The sequence below is a fragment of the Hymenobacter sp. M1-2 genome (assembly GCF_057808495.1).
The window spans coordinates 86,296-110,963 of record NZ_JBTYZO010000014.1 but is presented as its reverse complement, the minus strand read 5'-3'; the positions used below and the strand labels follow the sequence as shown (position 1 = coordinate 110,963).

General features: G+C 54.6%; 26 protein-coding genes and 1 pseudogene. 16 read left to right on the top strand and 11 right to left on the bottom strand.

Annotated elements, in window-relative coordinates; all coding sequences use genetic code 11:
* Nucleotides 1-24: 24 nt before the first annotated feature.
* The 3 genes from ACYSMN_RS14935 to ACYSMN_RS14925 form a co-directional block, all read right to left on the bottom strand.
* Complete coding sequence (locus ACYSMN_RS14935; protein WP_488924701.1) at nt 25-501, bottom strand: MarR family winged helix-turn-helix transcriptional regulator; 477 nt, start codon at nt 499-501, stop codon at nt 25-27.
* Nucleotides 502-719: 218 nt separating this feature from the next.
* The gene (locus ACYSMN_RS14930; RefSeq protein WP_488924700.1) at nt 720-1,349 is read right to left on the bottom strand and encodes a hypothetical protein; all 630 of its coding nucleotides are present in this window, start codon (nt 1,347-1,349) and stop codon (nt 720-722) included.
* A 250-nt stretch (nt 1,350-1,599) separates the two neighbouring features.
* Nucleotides 1,600-3,396: an AMP-dependent synthetase/ligase gene (locus ACYSMN_RS14925; RefSeq protein ID WP_488924699.1), complete on the bottom strand. Its 1,797-nt coding sequence runs from the start codon at nt 3,394-3,396 to the stop codon at nt 1,600-1,602.
* A gap of 194 nt (nt 3,397-3,590) precedes the next feature.
* On the opposite strand from ACYSMN_RS14925, the gene ACYSMN_RS14920 reads away from it, so the two are divergent.
* The 4 genes from ACYSMN_RS14920 to ACYSMN_RS14905 all read left to right on the top strand — a co-directional run bounded on the left by ACYSMN_RS14920 (nt 3,591) and on the right by ACYSMN_RS14905 (nt 6,695).
* Nucleotides 3,591-4,739, top strand: coding sequence for a formimidoylglutamase (locus ACYSMN_RS14920; RefSeq protein WP_488924698.1), 1,149 nt, complete (start codon nt 3,591-3,593; stop codon nt 4,737-4,739).
* 40 nt (nt 4,740-4,779) lie between these two features.
* Entirely contained in the window at nt 4,780-5,070 is a 291-nt protein-coding gene (locus ACYSMN_RS14915; RefSeq protein ID WP_488924697.1) for a cytochrome b5 domain-containing protein, read from the top strand.
* A 102-nt stretch (nt 5,071-5,172) separates the two neighbouring features.
* Nucleotides 5,173-5,970 carry an N-acetylmuramic acid 6-phosphate etherase gene (gene murQ / locus ACYSMN_RS14910; protein WP_488924696.1) on the top strand — a complete coding sequence of 266 codons (798 nt, stop codon included), beginning with the start codon at nt 5,173-5,175 and terminating at the stop codon, nt 5,968-5,970.
* Nucleotides 5,971-6,128: 158 nt separating this feature from the next.
* Nucleotides 6,129-6,695: a hypothetical protein gene (locus tag ACYSMN_RS14905; protein ID WP_488924695.1), complete on the top strand. Its 567-nt coding sequence runs from the start codon at nt 6,129-6,131 to the stop codon at nt 6,693-6,695.
* Between the two features lie 79 nt (nt 6,696-6,774).
* Here the strand turns inward: ACYSMN_RS14905 and ACYSMN_RS14900 are convergent, their stop codons facing one another.
* From ACYSMN_RS14900 to era, 3 genes are all read right to left on the bottom strand, one after another.
* Nucleotides 6,775-7,047 (bottom strand): hypothetical protein, encoded by a 273-nt coding sequence (locus ACYSMN_RS14900; RefSeq protein ID WP_488924694.1) that lies wholly within the window; start codon nt 7,045-7,047, stop codon nt 6,775-6,777.
* Nucleotides 7,048-7,257: 210 nt separating this feature from the next.
* Nucleotides 7,258-8,580, bottom strand: a complete 1,323-nt coding sequence (gene der, locus ACYSMN_RS14895) for a ribosome biogenesis GTPase Der (RefSeq protein WP_488924693.1) — start codon at nt 8,578-8,580, stop codon at nt 7,258-7,260.
* Between the two features lie 173 nt (nt 8,581-8,753).
* On the bottom strand, nt 8,754-9,650 hold the full coding sequence (gene era / locus ACYSMN_RS14890; protein WP_488924692.1) for a GTPase Era: 897 nt from the start codon (nt 9,648-9,650) through the stop codon (nt 8,754-8,756).
* A gap of 311 nt (nt 9,651-9,961) precedes the next feature.
* On the opposite strand from era, the gene hemH reads away from it, so the two are divergent.
* Nucleotides 9,962-11,035: a ferrochelatase gene (hemH, locus tag ACYSMN_RS14885; RefSeq protein WP_488924691.1), complete on the top strand. Its 1,074-nt coding sequence runs from the start codon at nt 9,962-9,964 to the stop codon at nt 11,033-11,035.
* Between the two features lie 106 nt (nt 11,036-11,141).
* Here hemH and ACYSMN_RS14880 read toward each other — a convergent pair whose 3' ends face one another.
* Nucleotides 11,142-11,672: a PRC-barrel domain-containing protein gene (locus ACYSMN_RS14880; RefSeq protein WP_488924690.1), complete on the bottom strand. Its 531-nt coding sequence runs from the start codon at nt 11,670-11,672 to the stop codon at nt 11,142-11,144.
* A 42-nt stretch (nt 11,673-11,714) separates the two neighbouring features.
* A complete protein-coding gene (locus tag ACYSMN_RS14875) occupies nt 11,715-12,371 on the bottom strand; it encodes a hypothetical protein (protein WP_488924689.1) in 657 nt (218 codons plus the stop codon).
* 462 nt (nt 12,372-12,833) lie between these two features.
* On the opposite strand from ACYSMN_RS14875, the gene ACYSMN_RS14870 reads away from it, so the two are divergent.
* Both ACYSMN_RS14870 and ACYSMN_RS14865 read left to right on the top strand, forming a co-directional pair.
* Nucleotides 12,834-13,820, top strand: a complete 987-nt coding sequence (locus tag ACYSMN_RS14870) for a DUF2157 domain-containing protein (RefSeq protein ID WP_488924688.1) — start codon at nt 12,834-12,836, stop codon at nt 13,818-13,820.
* Entirely contained in the window at nt 13,817-15,004 is a 1,188-nt protein-coding gene (locus tag ACYSMN_RS14865; protein WP_488924687.1) for a hypothetical protein, read from the top strand. Before ACYSMN_RS14870 ends, ACYSMN_RS14865 begins: the two co-directional genes overlap by 4 nt.
* A 36-nt stretch (nt 15,005-15,040) precedes the next feature.
* Here ACYSMN_RS14865 and ACYSMN_RS14860 read toward each other — a convergent pair whose 3' ends face one another.
* From ACYSMN_RS14860 to glmM, 3 genes are all read right to left on the bottom strand, one after another.
* Nucleotides 15,041-15,346: a hypothetical protein gene (locus tag ACYSMN_RS14860; protein WP_488924686.1), complete on the bottom strand. Its 306-nt coding sequence runs from the start codon at nt 15,344-15,346 to the stop codon at nt 15,041-15,043.
* 20 nt (nt 15,347-15,366) lie between these two features.
* Nucleotides 15,367-16,515, bottom strand: a complete 1,149-nt coding sequence (locus tag ACYSMN_RS14855) for a cysteine desulfurase family protein (RefSeq protein ID WP_488924685.1) — start codon at nt 16,513-16,515, stop codon at nt 15,367-15,369.
* 106 nt (nt 16,516-16,621) lie between these two features.
* Nucleotides 16,622-18,016, bottom strand: a complete 1,395-nt coding sequence (gene glmM / locus ACYSMN_RS14850; protein WP_488924684.1) for a phosphoglucosamine mutase — start codon at nt 18,014-18,016, stop codon at nt 16,622-16,624.
* Between the two features lie 165 nt (nt 18,017-18,181).
* Between glmM and mazG the strand changes: the two genes are divergently transcribed.
* From mazG to ACYSMN_RS14805, 9 genes and pseudogenes are all read left to right on the top strand, one after another.
* Nucleotides 18,182-19,021 (top strand): nucleoside triphosphate pyrophosphohydrolase, encoded by an 840-nt coding sequence (gene mazG / locus ACYSMN_RS14845; RefSeq protein ID WP_488924683.1) that lies wholly within the window; start codon nt 18,182-18,184, stop codon nt 19,019-19,021.
* A gap of 256 nt (nt 19,022-19,277) precedes the next feature.
* Nucleotides 19,278-20,150, top strand: coding sequence for a MotA/TolQ/ExbB proton channel family protein (locus ACYSMN_RS14840; protein WP_488924682.1), 873 nt, complete (start codon nt 19,278-19,280; stop codon nt 20,148-20,150).
* Nucleotides 20,151-20,216: 66 nt separating this feature from the next.
* Nucleotides 20,217-20,840 carry an ExbD/TolR family protein gene (locus tag ACYSMN_RS14835; RefSeq protein WP_488924681.1) on the top strand — a complete coding sequence of 208 codons (624 nt, stop codon included), beginning with the start codon at nt 20,217-20,219 and terminating at the stop codon, nt 20,838-20,840.
* A gap of 12 nt (nt 20,841-20,852) precedes the next feature.
* The gene (locus ACYSMN_RS14830; protein WP_488924680.1) at nt 20,853-21,374 is read left to right on the top strand and encodes an ExbD/TolR family protein; all 522 of its coding nucleotides are present in this window, start codon (nt 20,853-20,855) and stop codon (nt 21,372-21,374) included.
* Nucleotides 21,371-22,198 carry an energy transducer TonB gene (locus ACYSMN_RS14825; protein ID WP_488924679.1) on the top strand — a complete coding sequence of 276 codons (828 nt, stop codon included), beginning with the start codon at nt 21,371-21,373 and terminating at the stop codon, nt 22,196-22,198. The genes ACYSMN_RS14830 and ACYSMN_RS14825 overlap by 4 nt, the downstream gene beginning before the upstream one ends.
* Before the next feature lie 229 nt (nt 22,199-22,427).
* Nucleotides 22,428-22,583, top strand: a pseudogene (locus tag ACYSMN_RS14820) (energy transducer TonB); the annotation flags it as partial.
* 375 nt (nt 22,584-22,958) lie between these two features.
* Entirely contained in the window at nt 22,959-23,264 is a 306-nt protein-coding gene (locus ACYSMN_RS14815) for an energy transducer TonB (protein WP_488924751.1), read from the top strand.
* A 172-nt stretch (nt 23,265-23,436) separates the two neighbouring features.
* On the top strand, nt 23,437-23,703 hold the full coding sequence (locus ACYSMN_RS14810) for a hypothetical protein (protein WP_488924678.1): 267 nt from the start codon (nt 23,437-23,439) through the stop codon (nt 23,701-23,703).
* Nucleotides 23,684-24,652: a PstS family phosphate ABC transporter substrate-binding protein gene (locus tag ACYSMN_RS14805; RefSeq protein WP_488924677.1), complete on the top strand. Its 969-nt coding sequence runs from the start codon at nt 23,684-23,686 to the stop codon at nt 24,650-24,652. The genes ACYSMN_RS14810 and ACYSMN_RS14805 overlap by 20 nt, the downstream gene beginning before the upstream one ends.
* The last annotated feature ends 16 nt before the right edge of the window (nt 24,653-24,668 follow it).

Below are 24,668 nucleotides of genomic sequence, written 5' to 3'. Positions count from 1 at the left end.
AAAGCGCCCCAGCTCGATGCCTATCTAGGCTGGCGAGTTGGAGCGCAGGGGTTTGAGCTTGAAATCGTCGAAGAGGGTTTTGCCTTCAATCATGCCGGTGATCTGGCTTACGACTTTGAAGAATACGTCGAGTTGGCTTTGTGGTATCTTCTCGCGCACCTTATGGTTGAAGTGGCGCACCGTCTGCCGCGAAATTTCTTTTTTCTTGAGGCCTTCTTCCGTCAGAAAGATGCGCACGGAGCGCTTGTCCTGCGTATCGGCTTGCTTATAGATCAAGCCTCGCTCTTCCATCGAGCGTAGAATGCGGGTCAAAGAGCGGGTTTCAAGCCCGAGCAGGGGCGCAATCTTAGTGGCTGGCGTACCATTTTCCTGGTCGATATTCAACAGCACGAAACCGATGCTCGTGGTAATGTCGTGCTTGGCGGCCTGCGTATTGTACATGCGCGAAATGGCGTGCCAAGCTACTTTGATGTTATAATCGACGGTTTCTTCGGGTGTCATGAGTAAGAGGGAAGTCCGGTAAACATACGTAAATATGTTATGCTTGCATACTAAGTAGCGTAAAAAGTTCAGGCTTCTTATCGCAATTTCCACCTTTGAAGTTGACTCAATCTGATGCAACTGCCCCACTACTTCCCACTAGCGAGGCAATTGTGTAGATCCAGGGGAAGCAACAATACCAGTAGGAACAATGCAGCATACTGCATAAATGATAAGTATTATCTGAACTGTTTGGCTATTTTTAACTTTATCTCAAGCATTCCGGGTTGTCCGTTTTGTTCCATTTCATCAGAAGCGCCCCAGCTAGCAAGGCCGAAATGAACTTCCGGGGTCAACACAGCCCACTTCAACCTGAAATCCACACCTAGTGATGCCTGGATGCCATAGATATAATTACCTACGGCCTCATCTTCTCCGGTGCTGATATAGTTGAAATATGGGCCTACACCAATTAACGGTACTACAGTGCCTTCATTCTCCCGAAATAAGTATCCCATTTTAAACAATCCTTTCACCCCCAACGCGTATCCACCCTTACTTTCGCGCACTATATTGCCGCTGGACCTCGAATCAGACCTAATGCCAAAGCCTCCCGTAAACTCGCCGCCTACGTCAAAAACCAGTTTATTTTTTTGCCAAGCGGATTTCTTTTCAAGGCCCAGTGACAGGAGCGTTCCGGAAAACGTTTGATCATTATAAAAGTTTCTGCCCCGTGCATAATCATACAAATCCAAAGAGTAGGTGCCGTATCCTACGCCCAGGTTTCCATAAACACCTTTCCGTTCATTCTGTGCAAAGGTTAATGCAGGAATAAACAACAAAAAAAGAAGTGAAAGATAATGTTTCATGGACTGAGTTTTAGAGTTGTTTAACACCAAAAAACCAGGTACTCAGTAAGCGCTAATTAATAGAATTGAAGTTTGATTTAGTGGGAAATGAATAAGCCGTTATCCTGGATGTTTGCCAAAAATCTTGTTAAGGGCTTCGGTACGGTTATAGATATCTAGTTTCTCGTAAATATAGTAAACATACTGGCTAGCAGTGCTCTTGTTCCTAAAAAAACAGCCCCGCTATTTCAGTAGCGGGGCTGTTTTTTACTTACCGGTAAGCCTCCTGATGATACAGGCTCTCGATAGTATCTTGGTTGTTAGATACTATAACCTTCCGCTTAACCTTCATGGTGGGAGTCATCTCACCCGTTTCCACTGTCCAGAGCTTGGGCAGCAAGACTATCTTCTTGACTTGCTCCCACTGCGCGAAGCCGTTGTTGTACTTGTGCACGAGGTCTTCGTACATCTTCACCACCTTCTCGTTCTTCACCAATTCCTCGTTGGAACAATCGCAGTTCACTTCGTTGCGCTTGCACCAAGCTTTCAGGTCGTCGAAAGAAGGAATAACCAGAGCCGAGGGGAATTTCTGGCCGTCGCCAACTACCATGCACTGCTCCACTAGCGGCGACTCTTTAAGCTTGCCTTCAATCACCTGGGGCGCAATGTACTTGCCACCCGAGGTTTTGAACATCTCCTTTTTACGGTCCGTGATTTTGAGGAAGCGTCCATCCACGAGCTCGCCAATGTCGCCGGTGTGGAACCAGCCTTCCTCGTCAAATTCCTTGGCCGTCAGGTCGGGCTTGTTGTAGTAGCCTTTCATCACCGACTCCGACTTAGTGAGAATCTCGCCGTCAGGGGCAATTTTCACTTCCGTGTTGTCGATGATGGGGCCGACGGTGCCAATCATGTTGTTTTCTGGCTCAAAACCGCCAACGGCAATAACGGGCGAGGTTTCGGTGAGGCCGTAGCCTTCCATCACCCGAATGCCCGCAGCCCAGAACACCCGCGCCAAACGCGGCTGCAAGGCCCCACCGCCCGATACGATGCAGCGCAGATTATCACCAAGCGCCTCCCGCCATTTATTAAAGATGAGCTTGTTAGCTAGGCTGAGCTGGGTGTTGTAGAAGAAACCGTTGCTTTTTTGGTTGTCGTATTTCAGGCCTAGGTCCAGAGCCCAGAAGAACAGGTTCTTTTTTACGCCAGTCAGTTCGTGGCCTTTCGCCACGATTTTATCATACACTTTCTCCAGCAAGCGCGGCACCGTGGTAAAGATTTGCGGTTTCACCTCGCGCAGGTTGTCGGCAATGGTTTCCATGCTCTCGGCGTAGTAGATGCTCACGCCATTGATGAGATAGAGGTAGGTTACCATCCGCTCGAAGATGTGGCAGAGCGGCAGAAAGCTCAGGGCCTTGTCGTTTTTCGTGACGGGCACGAAGCGTTGGGAGTTGCGGCAATTGCTGAGGATGTTGTTGTGCGTCAGCATGACGCCTTTGGGCTGGCCGGTGGTACCCGAGGTGTAAATCAACGTGAGCAGGTCGTCGGGCTGCACGGCGGCTTTCAGTGGCTCTAGGTCGGCCGGATTGCCTTGCTTGCCTAACTCCAGCAGCTCGTTGAAGTGGCGGGCACCAGGCAGCTTATCAAACGTGAAAACATTTTGCGGCGGAATTGGCAGTCCTTGCGTAGCTTCCAGCACTTTGTCGAGCAGCTTCTGGTCGGACACGAAAATGGCTTTCACCCCGGCATCTGTGAAGATGTATCGGTAGTCCTCAACGGTGATGCTGGGGTACATGGGCACGCTGGTGGCGCCAAGCTGCGAAATACCGAAGTCGGCGAACATCCACTCCGGGCGGTTCATGGAGATGATAGCCACTTTGTCGCCGCGGCCGATGCCGAGGCTGCGCAGGCCCAAGCTCACTTGGTTGGCTTGCTCAACTACTGTATCGGTGCTGATGGGCGTGTATTGGCCATTTATTTTGGCGGCGAAGCAGTCTGGTTTGTTGTACTTCTGCTGAAGATGCGGCAGAATCTCAAACGTGCGGCGAATATCCATGTGAGAAGAGGGCACTAGGTGGGGTTGGCAAAAGAGAGGGTGTTGGCGTTTCTACAAGGGCACTATATAGAAGGCCGGAGGAAAAACGCAGGTTAAATAAGCACTTTTTTCCCTTCATTGCCTAGTTAGCAGCTTATAGAGTGCCAAATAGCACAGGCGCTTGCCTTCGTTTTCTGTAGCTTTGCGGGAGTCTGCACCGTCTGCGCCCGATGAATCTGGCCATCTTTTTTGATCCGCTCCGCGAAGAACTGTTGTCGTCCGCTACTAGCGCTACTGCCCTGGCAGCCTACGCTACTCCCTTCCTGGACGCTTTTCCAGACTGGCGTGCGGCGGATTTGGCCCTGATTGGCCTGGACGAATGGCGTGGTAGCGCCGCTGGTACGCCCGCCACCCACGGCGCCGACGAGGTGCGGCGGCGCTTCTACCAGTTACAAAAAGGGACGGGCCCTGTGCGGTTGGTGGACCTAGGAAATCTACGGCCGGGCCTTACGCTGGAAGATACCTACCAACGGCTACGCGAGATTATAGCGGCGCTGCTCGAACATGGCACCGTGCCACTGCTGCTCGGCGGCTCGCATGATCTGGACTACGGGCAGTTTCTCGCCTATGAAACGCTGGACCGCCCCGTGAGCTTCGCCACCGTGGATGCGCGGGTCGATATGGCGGAGCAGGATTCGGTAGTACCCGAGGAAAGTCACCTGCGGCGGATGCTGCTGCATGAACCTTCTTTTCTGTTCAACTTTGCTCAACTGGCGCACCAGCAGTATTTGGTGGCACCAGATGTGCTGGCGGCGCTGGAAAAACTGCATTTCGAAACGCTCCGGGTGGGGCAGATCCGGGACGATATTCGGCAGGCTGAGCCGCTACTCCGCCAGGCCGATTTTGTGAGCTTCGATGTAACGGCGCTCCGCTGGAACGATGCACCGGGCTATTATCCGGCTAATCCGTTCGGCCTCACCAACGAAGAAGCCGCGAAGCTGGCCTGGTATGCTGGGCACAACGACCAGCTCAGCTCCTTTGGCTTGTATGGCTACCGGCCCGACTACGATACGCACGGCTTAGCGGCGGCCACGCTGGCCACCATGCTGTGGTACTTTGTGGAAGGCTATTACCATCGTCGGCGCGAAACGGACTTTCAGAGCCGGCGTTTTTTGCGCTACGCCGTGGGCCTGCCCGGTACGCCCGCTAAGTTGGTGTTCTATAAATCGAAGCGCACGGAGAAGTGGTGGCTGGAGGTGGAAAGCTTGGCCAACAGCGATATAAAACGCATTGTGCCGTGCAGTTACGAAGACTACTTCCGCGCCGCGCAAGGTGATTTGCCCAACCGTTGGATATTGACTCAAGCCCTTTTGGGGTAGTTGTTGGCTTTTCGTTTTTGGTTTCTCGTTTTTGGCTCTTATGTCTGATTTGTCCTCTTTGCCAGAAACGAACAACGAGAAACCAACAACGAACAACGACCTCCCAACTTACACCAGGGCTCAGCTGGCGTTGCGCAACGGGCAGGACCGGGACGAAATCTGGGTAGCTTACCAAGGGCTGATTTACGACGTGACCCGCTCCCGCCTGTGGCGCCGTGGCAATCATTACGAGCATTGGGCTGGCCAGGACCTCACTAGAGAATTGGACAAGGACGCGCCGCACACCCCCAATGTCTTCGACAATTTTTCTGTTATCGGCCGCCTGGTGTAAGGGCGCATTGTAACCTTCCGCTGGGCAGGTGCCGTTTGGGCAGCTGTACTTTAACTCACTCAATAGCGCCTGCGACGCGCCTGTACGCAGCCTCCGACCCTTATGACCACCGAAACTCCCTCCCACTTCGACCATCTCGAAACTCTTTCCACCCACGAGTTGCTGATGGGCATCAACAGCTTGGACCAAACCGTGCCACAAGCCGTAGCCAAGGCGCTGCCGCAGATTGAGGCGCTGGTGGAGGCTACCGTAGCGCGGGTGGGCGCGGGTGGGCGGTTGTTCTATATTGGGGCGGGTACGAGTGGGCGACTCGGCATTCTTGACGCTTCCGAATGCCCGCCCACATTTGGCGTGCCGCATGGCGTAGTAGTTGGCATCATTGCCGGCGGCGATACCGCGATTCGCAAGGCGGTGGAAAACGCGGAGGATGATGCGGCGCAGGCCTGGCTGGATTTGCAGGCTTATGACATCAACGACAAAGACATTGTGGTGGGCATTGCCGCTTCTGGCCGCACTCCTTACGTGATAGGAGGCTTGGAACAAGCCCGCCGGCACGGTCTCGCTACGGGCTGCATCGTATGCAACGCTGGCTCGGCGGTGGCAGCAGCGGCGGAATTTCCGGTGGAAGTGGTAACAGGTCCAGAGTTTGTGACGGGCAGCACCCGCATGAAGGCCGGTACCGCCCAAAAGCTAGTGCTCAATATGCTTACTACGGCCACGTTCGTTCGACTAGGCCGGGTGAAAGGCAACAAGATGGTGGACATGCAGCTCTCCAATGCCAAGCTAGTAGACCGCGGCGAACGAATGCTGATGGACGAGCTAGGCATACCGCAGGAGCAGGCAGCGGAGCTATTGCACCGGCATGGTTCAGTACGCGCGGCCCTGGCAGCCAACCAATAAGCACACCTTTTTTCTCTGTGGTAGAGTGGCCTAGCTAATTTGGCTGCGTCAGGGGAAACCCGTTCGTCGGAGGCATAGTTAAGGAGGCAAGGGCCGCTCTTGGTTGGGCGGCTCTGGTTTGGCACCACGAACGCGCGTGCCATAATCTCTCCTCCATCATGCACACCATCGAGCCGCACTACGCCTGGCAGGAACAGTACTCTGCTTCCGAGGACCCTCGCTCTCCACTTTATGAAGCCGAAAATAGCCTCGACAGCTACGTCAATACCATCTATGGCTACTACATTCATCCGCAGTGGGATAGTCTGGAGTCGGATACGCTGTTCCTGAAAATCCTGTTCGTGGATTATGAGCTAGGTATCGGTATTATCGAGTTTATCGGGGAGTGGAACGACGCCATTGAAAACGACGTGATGAACCTCAAGCGCAACATCGTCGATTCGATGACGCACGAGGGAGTCCGCAAGTTTATCCTCATCGGGGAGAACGTGTTCAACTTTCACGGCTCGGATGACTGTTACTACGAGGAGTGGTTTGAGGATGTGGAAGACGGCTGGATTGCCGCCCTTAATTTCCAGGACCACGTCATCCGCGAAATGCGTCAGTATAATATTGACTCTTACGTCAATTTCGGCGGACAGCTTGATGAGATGCCGTGGCGCACGTATCCGCCGCGCAAGCTATTTGAGGTAGTAGACGGGCTACTCCAGCGACGTTTAGGCTAGTGATTTCGAACTGAGGCAGTACATAAAAAGGGCTTCTCCTTGATGGAGAAGCCCTTTTTTAGGCAGAGAAGCAAAAATACTACTTCTTCTCTTCAGCCATTTTGCCGTCAGCAGGAGCGGTAGCACCTTCGGCAGGAGCGTCCATTTTGTCGGCGGTGTTTTCCATAGCGTCAGCTTTGGCATCAGCAGCGTCGCGGGTCGAATCAGCAGATTCTTCCATAGCGTCAGCTTTGGCTTCGCCGGTAGCTTCCATAGCGTCAGCAGCACCTTCTTGAGCGTTTTCTTTCTTACTGTCGCAAGAAGCGAACGTGAACGAAGCGGCAGCCAGGGCGAGGAACAGTACTTTTTTCATGATGAGGGTTGTTGAGAGGGTGTGAAAGATTCTTATTCAGTAAACCTCAGCTGCTTTTCATTATAGATCAGCTACTAGGTTTGGGGCTTTATACCTGAAGCATAAGAAGGTAACCTGAGCCATTGAAAATATTTTTCTTCTGCTTAGTAGTTACCAAAAAGCCCGCCGCGCATATGAGCGCGGCGGGCTTTTACAGTTATTCAGCACTGGTTACTTTTTCCGGAACACAATACCAATCGGTACGCCCGTGAAGTTGAAATGCTCTCGCAACCGGTTTTCCAGGTAGCGGGTGTAGCTTTCCTTCACATACTGCGGCAGGTTGCAGAAGAAAGCAAACACGGGGTTGTGCGTGGGCAGCTGCGTAACGTACTTGATGCGCACCAGCTTGCCTTTCTGAATGGGCGGTGGGTACTTCTCAATTTCCTTCAGCATCACCTCGTTCAGCTCTGAAGTCGGGATTTTACGGCGCTTGTTTTCGTACACGTCCACAGCCGTTTCGATGGCCTTGTGCACGCGCTGCTTGTTGAGCACCGACACGAAGATGATGGGCGGATAACTGATGGGCGCAATCTTCTCCCGGATTTTGTCCTCGAACTCCTTGGCCGTGTTGGTTTGCTTGTCTTCGATGAGGTCCCACTTATTGACCAAAATTATAATGCCCTTGCGGTTTTTATCGGCCAGCCCGATGATGTTCAGGTCCTGGGCTTCGATGCCACGGGTGGCGTCGAGCATTACGATGCAAACATCGGACTCTTCCAAGGCGCGGATGGAGCGGAGCACGGAGTAGAACTCCACGTCTTCGTGCACCTTGGTTTTGCGGCGCAGGCCAGCGGTATCGACTAGGATGAACTCCTTGCCGAAGGCATTGTAGCGGGCCTGGATGGCATCGCGGGTGGTACCGGCAATGTCCGTTACGATGCTGCGCTCGGTGCCCAGCAACAGGTTCACGAACGACGACTTGCCCACGTTGGGGCGGCCCACTACGGCAATTTTAGGAATGCCAAGGTCTGGCTCTTCAATGCCCTCTTCCTCGAAATGGCTAACCACGGCATCGAGCAAGTCGCCGGTGCCGGAGCCGCTTTGGGAGCTGATGGGGTAGATTTCGCCATCACCTACGCCGAGGGCGTAGAACTCGCCCGCCGCGTGGGCCCGGGCGTTGGTGTCGGCTTTGTTAGCGACAATGTAGATGGGCTTTTTGCCCTGGTAGCGGCGCAGTACGCTGGCAAATTCCTCATCCAAGGAATGCAGGCCGGCATCGACATCCACCATGAACAACACCACATCGGCCTCATCAATAGCCAGTTTCACTTGCTTGTTGATTTCGCCTTCGAAAATATCGTCGGAGTTGTGGACGTAGCCGCCCGTGTCGATGACGGTGAAGTACTTGCCGGTCCAGTCGCCGTAGCCGTAGTGTCGGTCGCGCGTCACGCCCGACTCGTTGTCCATAATAGCCTTGCGCTGTCCGACAAGGCGGTTGAATAGCGTGGACTTGCCCACATTGGGGCGGCCCACAATGGCAATCGTATTTTTCATGTTGTCTGACTCCAGCCGCCGGCCCGACCAGTTTCGGCAGTGCCCGGAGTAGTTATGTGAAGGATGGTCGGAGTTTTTTAGAGCTGAGACCTTAGAACTGAGAGCCTAGACTCTGATATTGTTTCCGTCAGAACGAGTCTAAGCTCTCGATTCTCACCTCTTAGCGCTAGAAGTTACTGGTAGCCGAACCGGCTTAGCGCCTTAGGGTCGGTGCGCCAGTTTTCGTTGACTTTGACGTGTATTTCGAGGAACACTTTTTTCTGGAAAAACTTCTCCATTTCCTCGCGGGCCCAGGTGCCTACTTTTTTCAAGGCTGAACCTTGTTGGCCGATGATGATGCCTTTTTGGCTGGCACGCTCCACGTAAATAGTGGAGCGCATCCGGATGATATCGTCGTCTTCCTTGAACTCGTCGATGGCCACCTCGCAGCTGTAGGGCACCTCCTTCTTATAGAGCTTGAAAATTTTTTCCCGAATCATCTCGGCAGCAAAAAACCGCTCCGGCTTGTCCGTCAGCTCATCTTTCGGATAGTACGCGGGGTGAATAGGCAGCTTCTCCAGCACCAGATCGAGCAGTTCGCCGGTACCAAACTTTTCCAGCGCTGAAATGGGCAGCACGCGAGTGGCATTGGGCAAGTGCTGCTGCCAGTATTCCACTTTGGCTTCCACTTCGGCCTGGTCGGCTTGGTCGATTTTGTTGACGAGCAGGAAAATGGGCGTGTCCTGCATTTTGCGCAGACGCTCTACCACTGGCTCTTCGTCGTGCTTCTCGTAGATGTCCGTCACGAACAGGATGACATCCGCATCTTCCAAAGAAGAGTACACAAACGACATCATGGCGTTATGCAGCTCATATTTAGGCTGGATGATGCCCGGCGTATCCGAATAGACCAGTTGAAAATCGTCGCCATTGAGAATACCCAGAATACGGTGGCGCGTGGTTTGGGCTTTGCTCGTGACGATGCTGAGCCGTTCGCCCATTAGCGCGTTCATGAGCGTAGACTTACCCACATTGGGCTTGCCGATGATGCTCACGAAGCCAGCACGGTGTGGTTTTGGGTCAGTATTCACGGGAGGTAGTCAGTTTAAGGGGCACAAAGGTACGCCTTTATGCCTGGCCCAGCAGCATGAGCTGAATAATAGGCGCTTACGACATCCAGCGTTGTGAAGTGGTGTTCAATTACGGCTGTTTGTTGCGCAGAACCTGAAGGGCTTGAGTTGCAACCTACTTTCAAGGACGCAGCATTAATTACCACGGTTTTGGCTGAGAGGGAATAGACTCTGCTGCTACCCATGTATACTGCTGCTACTAACCGTAATAAGCCCTAGCGCAAACTTTGGGGGCCGTACCTTTGTATGGCATTCAAACGCGTCTATCTGACATGAATTCATCCGCTCCCGCTCCTACCACCACTTCTGCGCCCACCTCAACTCGCGGCCGAATTGGCGTGCTGCTTGTTAACCTGGGCACTCCCGATTCGCCGCAGACCAGCGACGTGCGCCGCTACCTCAACGAATTCCTGACCGATGGCCGCGTGATTGATATGCCGGCGGCCGTGCGCTATCCGCTGTTTCAGGGCCTTGTGGTGCCGTTGCGCGCGCCTAAGTCAGCCAAGATATACCAGCAGCTCTGGACGGAGCGCGGCTCACCTCTGCTTTACCACGGCTTGGACTTACAAAAGCTAGTGCAGGAGCAGCTGGGGCCCGATTACCTAGTGGCTTTTGGGATGCGCTACCAGAAGCCGAGTATCGAGAGTGCCTTACAGGAGCTGCGCGACGCGGCGGTGGAGCGTATTATCGTGCTGCCGCTGTTTCCGCAGTACGCCTCGGCTAGCACGGGTTCGGTGCAGGAGAAGGTGATGGAGTTGGTGAGCCAGTGGTGGGTGGTGCCAAGCATTTCGTTTATCAGCACCTTCGCCAATGACCCTGGCTTTATTGGCACCTTCGCGGCGCTGGGCAAGGCCGAAATGGCCAAGCACGACTACGACCACGTGGTGTTCAGTTACCACGGCATCCCGGAGCGGCACGTGCTGAAGGGCAGCCAGAAAGGCTACTGCAAGCTGGGCAACTGCTGCAACAGCTACAACAAAAACAACCGCTACTGCTACCGGGCCCAGTGCTTTGAAACGTCGCGGCAGCTGGCTAAAGCTATGGATTTGAGTCCCGAGCAGTACACTGTTACGTTCCAGAGCCGCCTGCAAAGCCGCCTGCGCGACCCGTGGCTGCAACCTTATACCGACGAGGTTATCAAGGAATTCCCGGCCAAAGGCATCAAGAGCGTGCTGGCCTTCTCCCCCGCTTTCGTGGCCGACTGCCTCGAAACCACCATTGAAGTGGGCGAAGAATTCAAGGAGATGTTTGAGGAAGCCGGCGGCCAGCACTGGCAACTAGTGCCTTCGCTCAACTCAAACCCGCAGTGGGTGCAGGCCGTGGTGGATATGATTCACCGGAACTAGCCGACTGCAATAAGTATTGAGTAGTTGGTATTGAGTAGTGAGATGTTGCTCAATCAATTTGACAATCCATCTCACTACTTAATACCAACTACTCAATACTTATCACCTACCCTTCGCGGCGGCGGAAGCTGCTGGGCAGACTCGCGGGGCGGCGGTTACCATAGAACTGCTGCTCGCTGAAAGAAGGCTGCTCGTAGAAAGTGCCTTTGCTTTCTACCGTGCTGGCAGTGCTAGCGGGTAGTTGCAGCTTCAGAGCCCGCAACATAGCTTCTTCGTATTCGCGGGTGATTTGAAATTCCTGGTACGGCGGGTAGTCCAGCACCGAATCGAACGTGAGTGAGGGCACGAAAACGTTGTCCGCGTCTTCGTCCAGGGCCGCTACGCCGATGGGAACCAGGATGTGCCTATCCCGCTCATTAATGTGCAAGGAAGCATCCAGCTCCACATCGAGGTAGCGCACTTTGAGGCTGTCTTCTTCCACTATCAGCTCGGTTACTTCGCCGAATTTCTTTCCGTCGCCGCCGCGTACCGTCCAGCCGCGCACGTCGGGGTTGCCGTCGGCTACTTCGTACTCGGTCAGGTCGCGCAGGCGGCGCAGGTGCATGCCTTGGGCGGAGGGAATATAGGTTGGTTCCACGGCTTGGTTGGGCTAGTAGGCTGCTGAATATAGGTGCCGGCTTTACGCGGCGGGCTCACTGAGGGTACGCACAATTTCGGCGGCCCGGCTGAAAAAATCCTGCAATTGCTGGTGGTCGGTGGGAGTTTCGTTGCGGCCGGAGAGCTGTGTGGCGCGGCCGACCAGTTCCGCCACGGCGGGTTCGAGTTTGGGATAGGCTTTCTGCTGCATGGCCTGCATCAAGCCAGCGGCGGCTACCAAGCCGGGGCGCAGGCTGGTGTTGGGCTCGTCGAGGCGGGAAGTGGCGCTGGTTAGGCCGTCGCGCTTTTCTCCCACGGCCGTGTCGCGCAGGTCGTCCCGGTCGGCCAGGTCCACGAGGGCGGAAGTCAGCATTCGCAAGCCTTCCCTGCCGTACGTGGGCTGGGTGGCGTCACCCTGCGCAAAAGCGGCCAGTACTTCCGGCGTCACGGGGGCGGCTTCGGAAGCCATGTTGGCTACGGCTTCGTTGCCGGTGGGGCGCGGGCCGGTTTCGGCGCCGGTGGTGCTGTCGGGCAGCGGGCGGGGCGTTTCGGTGGTGCTGACTGCCTCCTGAGTGGCCTGGGGCTCTTGCGGGCGGCTCAGCAGATACCACGCTACGGCGGCGGCCACCGCCAACAGCAGCAGCACCAGCAGCCAGGGGCTCGGCGAAGATTTTTTGCGTTGAATATTGATGTCGGCCATAGTGTAGCAAGCAAGGTTCGGGCAATCCATACGAAGGCCGGCAAAATACGATACGCCCGCCATCTTAGTAATGAGACATGAGTACCGCGTAATGAGACCGTGCGCACCCCAGCACATCTTTGCAATTCAGCTTCTATCACTCAATGTTAGGGCCTTACAATTCAGAGCGAGTTTGAGGTTGCTGCACGGGCCGTAGCGCGAAGCTCCGGCTTCGCGCATCGTTGAACGACAATCGTTGACACATCAGCAACGATACGCGAAGCCGGAGCTTCGCGCTATGGCGCTACTGCCCTACTGCCGACGCCAGCCAATACAACCGCTCTATTACCACAAACCGCCGTGCGAGGAGTAGCTACTTTCGCTATTGTTTAGTTTGCGCTTAGCAAAATGCTATGTTTAACGGCGGTTAGCTGGCTCCCAACAGTTCTGTTCAGCTGCCGCAGGTATTATTCCTCGTTTTCTATGTCGCCCACCCAACTAGCAGAAGAACTACAGGCCCAGGGCCTGCTCCCGGCTGAGCAAGCCGATGCCATCCGGCAAGACGAACAAACCCGTCCTTTTTCCTTGCACCAAGAACTGCGGGCCGCGCTGTATCTGGGCATTCTGCTGCTCACGAGTGGGCTCGGCGTGCTGCTCTACCAGCACGTCGATGATATCGGATTTGAGGTAATCATCTCCGGCATGTTCGTGCTCATGCTGGCCAGCTTCGGCTATGTGATATACCGTCGGCAGCCCTTCACGTGGGGGCAGACCACGCCCATCAGCTTCGTGCCCGACTACGTGCTGCTGCTCGGCTGCCTGCTGTTTCTGGGCCTCGATACTTTCTTCGCCGAGGGCCGCACCGGGCTGGCCACGCTGCTGCCCGCCGTGCTGTTCTTCGGGCTGGCTTACCGTTTCGACCACCGGGGCGTGCTGGCCATGGCCATTACGGCGCTGGCTTCGTGGGTGGGCGTGAGCATCGCGCCGCTGGCTACCTACTCCGACAACAGTTTCCATCAAGCCAGCTTCAGCAGCGTTGGGGTGGGCCTGGGGCTGCTGTTGGCAGGCGTGGGGTTGTTTTCCGACTTCAAGCACTTGAAACGGCACTTTGCCTTCACATACGTTTCGTTGGGAGCCAATCTCGCCCTGGTAGCTGCGGCTACCATGTTGTTCGATAGCAACTCGCTGTTCGCGGCTTCCAGGCACTTACTTCCTAATTGGCTGGTGGTATTACTTATTCTGGCGCTGAGCGCGGTACTGGTGTGGTATGCCCGGCATCGGCAGTCCTACTTATTTCTGTTGATGGGCTCCTTGTACGCCTATTTCGCCGTGACTTACTTATTTCTCAACCTGATCGACCACAGCTATGACATAGCGGAAGTTATGGTTGTCATGCTCTACTTCATGACCTCGGCGGTGGGAGTGGTGATGCTCTTTCTCAACAGCAAGAAAATCCTGCGTCTGTCATGAACTTGAAAGCCTACAATTCCACCTGGGGCCAGCAGGAAGCTATGCGGGCCGCCGCCAAACGCTGGCACCGGCGTGGCCTGCTCTCGGCCGCGCAACGGCAGACCATAGAGGCGGCTTACCCGCTCGATTTTTATCGACCCGGCTTATTCTCACGCTTGGGCCTATTCCTTTTTGCCTGCATAAGCGCCTTTGGAGCCGCGGGTCTGCTCTTCCTGATAACCGACTTTCATTATTTCAGAGTGCCCGCGTTTTTGTGCGCCCTCGGTAGTCTACTAGTGCTGGAGGTACTCATTCGCAACTCGCGCCTCTACCACGCCGGCGTTGATAATGCGCTGCTGTATATCTCGCTGGGCTGGGCCTCAGTGCTAATCGCCGATATCGTCCAAGACGTTATTCCGCTGTCTCTCCGCTACAATGACTCGCTGGCAAATCCTTATGCGCCCCTAGTACTAGCCCCGGTTTTAGTGCTGTTCATAGGGGCCGCCATCCGCTACGCCGACCGGCTCGTGGCCGCTGCCGCTTACCTCACGGCGTTGCTGCTCATCACCAATCTGCTGTTGCAGGTTTCCTACGGCCGGTTGCTGCTGCCTTTCGTGCTAATGCTAGTTTCAGTCGGAGTCTACCGCCTGGTGCGGCACCTCACCCGCCGCCCAGATTATCTGTACTACAAGCCTTGTCTCATGCTCCTCAAAGCTCTAACCCTGGCCACTTTCTACCTGGGCGGCAACTACTACGTGGTGCGGGAAGGAAACGCGGCCCTCAGTGGCGAATACATATCGACGCAAATTGCCTTTGCTCCGCTTTTTTACGTGTTCACGGCACTCATTCCGCTAGGATACTTAGCCCACGCCCTGCGCCGCCCCGACCGAATATGGCTCCTAACGGGACTGGTAGCGGCGGCCCTTTCGCTGGCCACGCTTCGCTACTACCGCGCCCTAATGCCCCCAGAAATTGCGGCCGTGCTGGCCGGCACCGTACTGCTGGCCCTGGCCATCTGGGCCACGCGCTACCTCCGCCCCGCCCGCCACGGCCTCACCTCCCTCCCCGACGATGAACAGTCGCCGCCCTTCAACCTGGAATCCTTGGTGGTAGCCGAAACCGCCGTGGCGCCCCAGGCTCCCACTCCGGGCTTCGAGTTCGGGGGCGGCCACTCGGGCGGCGGCGGTGCCGATGGCTCATATTAGCAGGCTCGTCTTACCGCCGCGCTCAAAACGCGAATCTTACAGATGTAAGGTTCCTAAAGGGCATCTGATCTGGCCCCAATAAACAGTTTCAGCCTCTAATTTTCTCTTTATATACTCCGCATCAATCACATAAGCCCGTACTTTCTTTGTTTGGCCCGGTAAAAGAACTTCGCCTGGAATGCCGACAAACATGATAGATGTGGAGATGCCCGGTACATCCCAGAATGAGCATTGGTGGCCCGCTAGCACCGCTCCGTAGTAATTGCAGTCGTTCACCGCCAAGTAGGTCACCCACACGTGGAACTCACCCGGCTTCAAGGTTTCAAATCCTGTCTTCATCATTCGAAACTCGAAGACGAGCTTCAGACTTTCAGTGGCTCTTTGCGGTACATTTTGGCCAGCTGCTCTACCGCGTAGTCCACCTCATCGGCGGTGTTGTACTTGCTCATTGAGAAGCGGATAGTACCCCGGTCAGGGTCGCAGCCGAGGGCTTGCAGCACGTGCGAGCCGGCCTGCGCCCCGCTGGTACACGCCGAGCCCCCAGATACCGAGATACGGTTGATGTCGAGGTTGAAGAGCAGCATTTCGTTAATGGACGAAGGCGGCAAGCTTACGCTGAGCACCGTGTACAGGCTCTGGTCGGCCTCAGCCGAGGTGCCGTTGAACTGCACGTCGTCGATTTCGGCCCGCAGCTTTTCAATGAATCGGTCTTTCAGGCCCTGAATGTGGCGCTGGTGGTCGGCCATGTCGCGGTAGGAGATTTCCAACGCCTTGGCCAAACCCACGATGCCGTACACGTTCTCGGTGCCGGCGCGCTGGTTGCGCTCCTGCGAGCCCCCGTGAATCAGGGCATCCACGAGCAGCCCCGAGCGGCGGTACAGGAAGCCAATGCCTTTCGGGCCGTGAAACTTGTGCGCCGAGCCCACCAAAAAGTGTGCTTTCAGCTGCTGCACATCGTGCTTGTAGTGTCCCATCGTCTGCACCGTGTCGGTGTGAAACACGGCATTGTGGCGGGCACAGATGTCGCCGATGGCCTCAATATCGTTCAGGTTGCCGATTTCGTTGTTGGCCTGCATCAGACTCACGAACGTGCGGGGGTGCGTGGCCAGCAACTCGTCCAGATGCGCCAGATCGAAGCGGCCCTGCGCATCGTGGCGCACGTAGCTCAGCTTGATGTCGCCGCTCTTTTCCAGGGCCTGCATCGTATGCAGCACCGCATGGTGCTCCAGCGGCGACGTAATGGCGTGCTTCAACCCCAACGTCCGCACGCTCCCGAAAGCGGCGTAATTGTCGGCTTCGGTGCCGCATGAGGTAAACACAATTTCCGCCGGCGCCGCATGAATGAGGTGCGCAATGGTTTTGCGCGCGTTTTCGATGGCCGCCCGCACCTGCCGGCCGTGGCCATGAATGCTGCTGGGGTTGCCGAAATGGTCCCGCATAAACGGCAGCATGGCATCCAGCACTTCAGAATCCAGGGGCGTAGTAGCGGCGTTATCGAAGTAAATAGTCATTTGTGAGAAGTAAGACTGTGAGACATGAGAAGTGAGACCGAGAGTTGGTGATAAGAAAGGCGGCACATATTCTTACCTCTCGCCTCTCACAGTCTCACTTCTCCCTCTAGGCTTTCACCGAAATGATTTCCTTGATGTCGGCAATGATTTTATTAGCCAGGTGGTCGGCCGTGGCGTTGGAGTCCGACTCGGCATAGATGCGGATAATGGGCTCCGTGTTCGACTTGCGCAGGTGCACCCACTCCTTGTCAAACTCTATTTTCACGCCATCAATGGTGTTCACGGGCTGCTTGGCGTAGCGCTTCTCCATCTGCTCCAGCACCTTGTCGGTGTTGATTTCCGGCGTCAGCTCGATCTTGTTTTTTGAGATATAGTAGTTCGGGTACGAAGCCCGCAGGCGCGTCATGGTAAGGCCCGTTTTGGCCAGGTGGCTCAGGAATAGCGCGATGCCCACGAGGGAGTCGCGGCCGTAGTGCAGTTCGGGGTAAATGATGCCGCCATTGCCTTCACCCCCAATCACGGCGTTGGTTTCCTTCATCTTAGTCACCACGTTCACCTCGCCCACCGCGGCAGCAGCATAGGTACCGCCCTGCTTCTCGGTCACGTCGCGCAGGGCGCGGGTGCTGCTGAGGTTGCTTACGGTATTGCCCCCGCCGTTGCGCTGAAGCACATAATCGGCCACGGCTACCAGCGTGTATTCTTCGCCAAACATGGTGCCGTCCTCGTTCACTAGCGCCAGCCGGTCCACGTCGGGGTCCACCACAATGCCCACGTCGAAGGAGCCTTTTTCCATCACCCGCGCAATGTCGCGCAGGTTCTCAGGCAGCGGCTCGGGGTTGTGGGCGAAGTCGCCGGTCGGCTCGCAGAACAGCTTTTCGATCTTCTCCACGCCAAGCGCCTCCAGCAGCATCGGCACGGCAAAACCGCCCGAGCTGTTCACGGCATCCACTACCACCCGGAAATTTTTGGCCCGAATAGCTTCGGCATCTACCAACGGCAGCGCCAGGATAGCCTTGATATGCTTTTTCAGGAAGGTGTTGTCGGTGCTGTACTGGCCCAGCTTCGTTACCGGCGCGAAGTTGAACGACTCCGAATCCCCGAGGGTCAGCACCTGCTTGCCCTCTTCGTCGGAAATAAACTCGCCTTTGTTGTTGAGCAGCTTCAGCGCGTTCCACTGCTTGGGATTGTGCGAGGCAGTCAGAATAATACCGCCGCCGGCTTTTTTGGCGGGCACGGCCATTTCCACGGTTGGCGTGGTGCTCAGACCCAGATCTACCACATCGATGCCGAGCCCTTGCAGCGTGGCCGCCACCAGTTTGCTCACCATCTCGCCCGAGATGCGCGCATCGCGCCCAATGACGATAGTGTTGTTCTGCGTGGTATGCAACACCCAGGTACCAAAAGCCGCGGCGTACTTTACTATGTCGATGGGCGTCAGTCCTTCGCCGGCCGCGCCGCCAATGGTACCTCGAATGCCCGAAATGGATTTAATCAGTGCCACAAGCAAGTCTGTTTTTTTGAATTGGCAAAAGTAGAGAAACGCCCCTGCTTTCGCTATGGAAAGAATTTTACCACCCTTTACTGTCGTGCTTACAATGCCTTGTATCTTCTTAATAGGCTGCTGTTCTATACTTAGAGTGTGGAAGGCCGTACTATATTTGAAACAATGGAATACAACACGCCCGACCGTCGCCCCGCGCAATTAGCCGCCTTTAGCCGTCTGCTCGACGTGCTGGACCGCCTGCGCGCCGAATGCCCCTGGGACCGTAAACAAACCCTGGAAAGTTTGCGTCACCTAACCATAGAAGAAACCTACGAACTCAGCGACGCCATCATTCGCCACGATCTGCCGGATCTAAAGAAGGAACTTGGTGATGTGTTTTTGCATTTGATTTTCTACGCCAAAATAGCTTCCGAAACGGGTCATTTCGATGTGGCTGATGTGCTGAACGCGCAGTGTGAGAAGCTTATTTTCCGCCACCCGCACATCTACGGCGATGTGCAGGCAGAGAGTGAGGAAGACGTCAAAAGGAATTGGGAGCAGCTTAAACTCAAAGAGAAAGGCAACACGTCGGTGCTCGGCGGCGTACCTAGTTCGCTGCCTGCCCTTGTGAAGGCGATGCGTATTCAGGAGAAAGCGCGCGGTGCGGGCTTCGACTGGGAACGGCCAGAGCAGGTGTGGGAGAAAGTGCAGGAAGAACTCGGCGAGTTTGGCGCTGAGTTCGCGCACGCCGACCCGGCCGCCATCAACGCCGAACGGGCCGCGGCCGAATTTGGAGACCTGCTTTTTTCGCTCATCAACTTCGCTCGTCACGCTGGTATCAACCCCGAAGAAGCTCTCGAACGCACCAACCGTAAATTCATTCATCGTTTCCAGTATCTTGAAACCGAAGCTACACGTGATGGTTACCAGCTACGCGACCTAACATTAGCTCAAATGGATGTATACTGGGAACAAGCCAAAAAACAACTGCCTGCTTCTGACCAGACTCAAAGTGAGAAATAGCCTTTTTTCGAGTCTCTTCTTGTCCTAAAGCGTTTAAACCCCGATTTCATTTGGCGACACTCCAATTTTTTAATTAGGTTTGCCAAGGATAGTCTAAAGATTCAGACGAGCCCCGCACACGAGCAGACCCACGATTTTTGCCTTAGCAAGGCGTGCGGGTGAGCGGGGCACCGTTGTCTTTACGCCTGTTCGCCGTTCTTTTACCCTTTTACCACCAGTTTACCTTTCAACACCAACCCCCTAATTCTCCGGAACAATGGAACAAAAGAATGCCATGAACAAGAACGTGCGGCCTGCCGCTCCTGCCGCGCCCCAGGGTGAGGCGAAAGGCGGATCCGCGTTTGCCGCTATCGTGATTCCGCTAGCATTCGTTGTTAGCATTATCATCTTCATTTTCGTGCTAGGTAACGGCAGCAACTTTGTAGGTGGCAACAATGCCAACGCGGCACTGCCAGGTAATTACCTTGGTACCGTGTACAAAGGGGGCGTAATCGTACCCATCCTGATGTCGTTGTTTCTGATGGTACTGACGTTCTCGATTGAGCGCTTCCTGACCATTAGCAAAGCCAAAGGCACCAAGGGCATCGAAAGCTTCGTACGCACTGTGCGTCAGAAGCTGAACGTGAACGACATCACCGGTGCTATTGCCGCCTGCGACCAGCAGAAGGGCTCGGTAGCCGCCGTAGTGAAGTCAGGCCTGCTGAAGTACCAGGAGATGGCTCGCGAGCGTGGCCTCGACAAAGACCAGAAGATCTTGGCCATCCAGAAGGAAATCGAGGAATCGACTACCCTGGAGTTGCCCATGCTGGAAAAGAACCTCGTTATCCTCTCCACCATTGCTTCGGTATCGACGCTGGTAGGTCTGCTAGGTACGGTGTTCGGCATGATCAAGGCCTTCTCGGCACTGGCCCAAGCTGGTAACCCTGACGCCGTAGCTCTGGCTGAAGGTATTTCGGAAGCCCTTATCAACACGGCTATTGGTATCGCGGGCTCGGCTATCGCCATCGTGGCCTACAACTACTTCACCAGCAAGATTGACGAGCTGACCTACAGCATCGACGAAGCTGGCTTCAGCATCATTCAGACTTTTGCCGCTCAGCACGGCGAAACGGAAACTTACACGGCCTAAGTTGCGGTTCACGCAATAAGGACGCACTAGTTTCGTTTTTCTGAATATTCATTAACCACGCTCGAAATGCCTAAAGTAAAGCCCCATAGAACTGGCCCCTCGCTGGATATGACCCCGATGGTGGACCTGGCATTCCTGCTGGTGACCTTCTTCATGCTTACCACCAAGTTCTCGCCCGAGGAAGTGGTGGTGGTTGACACACCTTCCTCTACGTCGGAGATTAAGCTACCGGAAAGCAACATCATCCGTCTGCTGATCGACAAAGACAAGCGCGTATTCTTTGGCTTGGAAAGTGAAAAGGCCAAGCCGCTGCTGCTCGATAAGATGGCTGCCAAATACGGCGTCACATTCACGCAGAAGCAGAAGAACGCCTTTAACGGTCTCAACAGCTTTGGAGTGCCCGTGCAGCAGCTCGGCTCTTTGCTGAACTTGTCCACTGAGCAACGCAAGGAAGTAAAGCAGCCCGGTCTGCTATCGGCCACCGATACGGTGCAGCTGATGGACTGGATTACGGAAGCCCGCAAAGCCAACCAAGAAGCAATCGGCAAACCCACATTCATTGCTATCAAAGGCGATAACGATGCGGATGTAGCCACGGTGAAGCGTGTCATTCAGCTGATGCAGAACAAAAACATCAACCGTTTCAACCTCATCACTGACCTGGAGAACAAGCCAGTAGTGAGTCGTTAAACCCGTAGCGTCATGGCAGAAATACAACAACAGGCCGACTCCGGGAAAGGTGGGAAGAAGCGGGCCAAGAAAATGTCGACCAAAATCGACATGACCCCGATGGTGGACTTGGCCTTCCTGCTCCTCACCTTCTTTATGCTGACAACGACGTTCAACAAGCCGAACGTAATGCAGCTGACGATGCCTGTAAAGGAAAAGAACCCCGAGGAACAGTCGCAGATCAAGGCTTCTGATGCTTTCACGATCATCATGGGTGAAGCTGACAAGCTTTACTATTATGAAGGTCTTTTGGCTAATGATGTGAAGCCGGAGCTGAAACTTTCCAATTACTCGGCAGATGGGATCCGCAAAGTCTTATTGGCCCGGCAGCGTCAGAACCCGAAAACGGTTATTCTGATCAAGCCCGACGATAAGTCTAACTACCAGAACATGGTGGATATTTTGGATGAGATGAATATAACCGACCAGAAGAAATATGCGTTGGTAGACATCTCGAAGGCAGACAAGGAACTTATTACATCTTCTGGTCTATGATGGATAACGCTCAAATCGCGCACGCGAGCCTCAACGACATCGTATTCGAAGGCCGGAACAAGGCCTACGGAGCGTATGTGTTGCGGCGCTTGTACAACAAGCACGTCACGCGCGCCCTTCTCATCGCCGTTGCTGTCTTCTCCCTCCTCGTAAGCTTTCCGCTCATCGCGCGGATCTTCAGCAACAACGAGGTGATAGAAGAGGACAAGATGCTGAAGGAAAACGTCCTGATGGATGCGCCTCCACTGGACCAAACCAAGCCGCCACCACCCCCGCCGCCACCCGAGGCGCCACCACCACCGCCACCGAAGCTTTCCACCATCAAATTCACGCCTCCGGTCGTGAAGAAAGATGAGGAAGTACGGAAAGTGGAGGAGATTCCGGATCAGAAGGAACTGGAAGACAAGGTAGTGTCAACTGTCACCGTGAAAGGCAACACCGACAATCCGCTCGATTTGAACGGCTTGGAAGGTGAGGGCAACAAGGTGGTAGAAGAAGTGGTAGAGCAGAAGGTATACCAGTACGTGGAGCAAATGCCCGTATTCCCTGGTGGCCAAGAAGCCCTGCTGCAATACATTGCCAAAAACATCAAATACCCCGCTCTTGCCTTGCGCAACCAGGTAGAGGGTAAGGTGTTCATCGCCTTCGTAGTAGGTCCAGAAGGACAAGTAACGGACGTAAAAGTGCAGAAAGGCATTGGAGCTGGTTGCGACGAAGAAGCTTCTCGCGTAATCAAGAACCTGCCGAAGTTTGCACCAGGTAAGCAGAACGGCCGGGCCGTTAGCGTATCCTACACCGTACCGGTAACCTTCGCTATCAAATAAGTTCTCCCGGATCTGACATCCGTCTCATCCTCTCAAAATCCCGCATTTGGCTTAGACCAGATGCGGGATTTTTTTGTAAAAAATAAATACACGTCTTGCATACTATATAGAAATGTGCTTCCGTTTATTGATTGAAAGCCAGGCGCTGAGCGTCTTCTAAGTGGTGTAGATATAGCCGGGCTTGGGTAATACGTAGCGTGCATTCATTTCACCTTTAGCCCACATACCTATGAGCACCCTCGATCTGCGTACCGCCAGCCTCAACGACATAGTCTTTGAGGGGCGCAACAAGGCTTACGGAGCCTTTATCCTGCGCCAGCTTTACCACCAACATCTTGCTCGCGCCCTAGCCATTGCGGTGTCGTTGAGCTTGCTGCTAGTGAGTGCCCCGTTGGTGAAAGAATGGCTGTCCCCAACAATAACAGAGGCTGCTGCACTAGTAAATTTACCCAAAGAGGAGGTAGTGCTTATTGATCCTGCCATCCTTGACATCAAGCAACCAAAGTCAAGTACTGGTGCCGCTGCTCCAAAGCGAACTGTAGCTCTTCCACCAGAAAAAATAATACCGACAGTAGTACCCAACCCTACAACAGTTGATCCGGTAGTAGAACAACCTACTGCGCCCGCTGTAGGTCCAATTGATGACCAGCCTGAGACGACAGGACCTTACACGAGCCCAACTGGCAATGGACCCGGTAACGGTCCAGGTACTGACGACACTGGAGGTGCAATTGAGACCCCGGCTCCACCAGCCCCTGTCTTGGCAGCCGAAATAATGCCGCAATTCGTAGGTGGCAACGAAGCTCTAATGCGCTACATGCAGAAGAACCTGCGTTACCCGCCGCAGGCTTTGCGCAACGGCGTTGAAGGCCGCGTCTTTGTGTCATTCACCGTGCAAGCTGACGGTTCTATTGCAGATGTGCAGGTGTTGAAAGGATTAGGCTATGGCACCGATGAGGAGGCTGCCAAAGTGGTGAAAAACATGCCTTCCTGGATACCGGGCCAGCAAAACAAGCGCACTGTTGCGGTTCGCTACACCATACCAATTACGTTTGAGTACAAGTAGATAAAAGCCTGAATTGGTTTTTAGGAAGTCAAAAGCCAGTTGGTTTTCGTTAAACCAACTGGCTTTTGACTTTTTTGGTGGCAATAACATAGTGCTTTCTACGTTTAGGCGAACTAGCTGCAAAAAAAATCGTGTTATAGATTTGACACGCTTTTTCGCTGACACACCCTCTATGATTAACCGCCCTACTACGGAAGAACGATTGGGCCAGACTAGCTCCAATAGGCTCCTGCGCTACTTTCTTGTGTTCATGACGCTCGTCTACATCGGGATGGGAATAGCGCTGTGGCTGCTGCCCCCGCAGATGCTGAACCTGCCTACTATTACCCGCCGTATTTTGGCCGGAGTATTCGTGTTTTACGGAATCATTAGATTTGTCCGTATCTATCGGCAACATTTCCAGTTCACCCCCTCCGATCATGACCGTACCATTCGTTAAGCTGCGTCAGTTGGGCTGCTCTTTGATGATTGGCCTGTTTCTGGTTGGTTGTAATCAGAATCCCGGTACCAACACTGGCCCCGACGACGATACGGCTACCAGTGGCCGCATCCAGATCAGTGTTGATGAAACCTTTGCCCCCATTCTGAAATCCCAGGTAGACACCTTTCAGAAGTTGTACACCTACGCCCACATAGATGCTGCTTATAAAGCGGAGGACTATGTAGCGCAGGATCTGCTAAATGGCAAGGTGCGGGCTATTGTGCTGGCTCGGCAGTTGAATGAGGAGGAGCGGGCCAAGCTGGAAAGCCAGAAGCTCATTCCGCGAACCACCAAAATTGCCACCGACGGGCTGGCCATTGTGGTGCACCCTTCCAACCCTGACTCTCTGCTAACGATGGCGCAACTTAAAGCCATTTTTACGGGGCAGAGCCAAGACTGGAAACAGGTAAATGCGAAGAACTCGCTGGGTCAGATTAATGTGGTATTTGATGCCAACCGCTCCAGCACTACGCGCTACGTGCAAGACTCTATTGCACGCGGTACGGCCCTCACGAAGAGGGTATTTGCCGCCAAATCGAACCCGGCACTACTGGATTACGTTGCAACTCATCCGAACGCCATCGGAATTGTAGGCGCTAACTGGATCAGCGACCGGGACGATAGCGCCGTACTGCGTTTTCTAAAGCGCGTGCGCGTGGCTGGCATTAGCAAGTCCGACAATCCGGCTTCGGCCGACGAGTACCTCCAACCCTACCAGGCGTACCTGGCGCTGAAAACTTATCCGCTGCGCCGCGACGTCTACATCATCAGCCGCGAAGGGCGGGCCGGTCTTGGCACCGGTTTTGCCTCCTTCGTAGCCGGTACCAAAGGCCAGCTTATCGTCTTGAAATCAGGACTAATGCCGGCCACCGGGCAAACGCGCATCGTGACCACCACGAAGCAGTAGGCCTATTCCTTTCCAC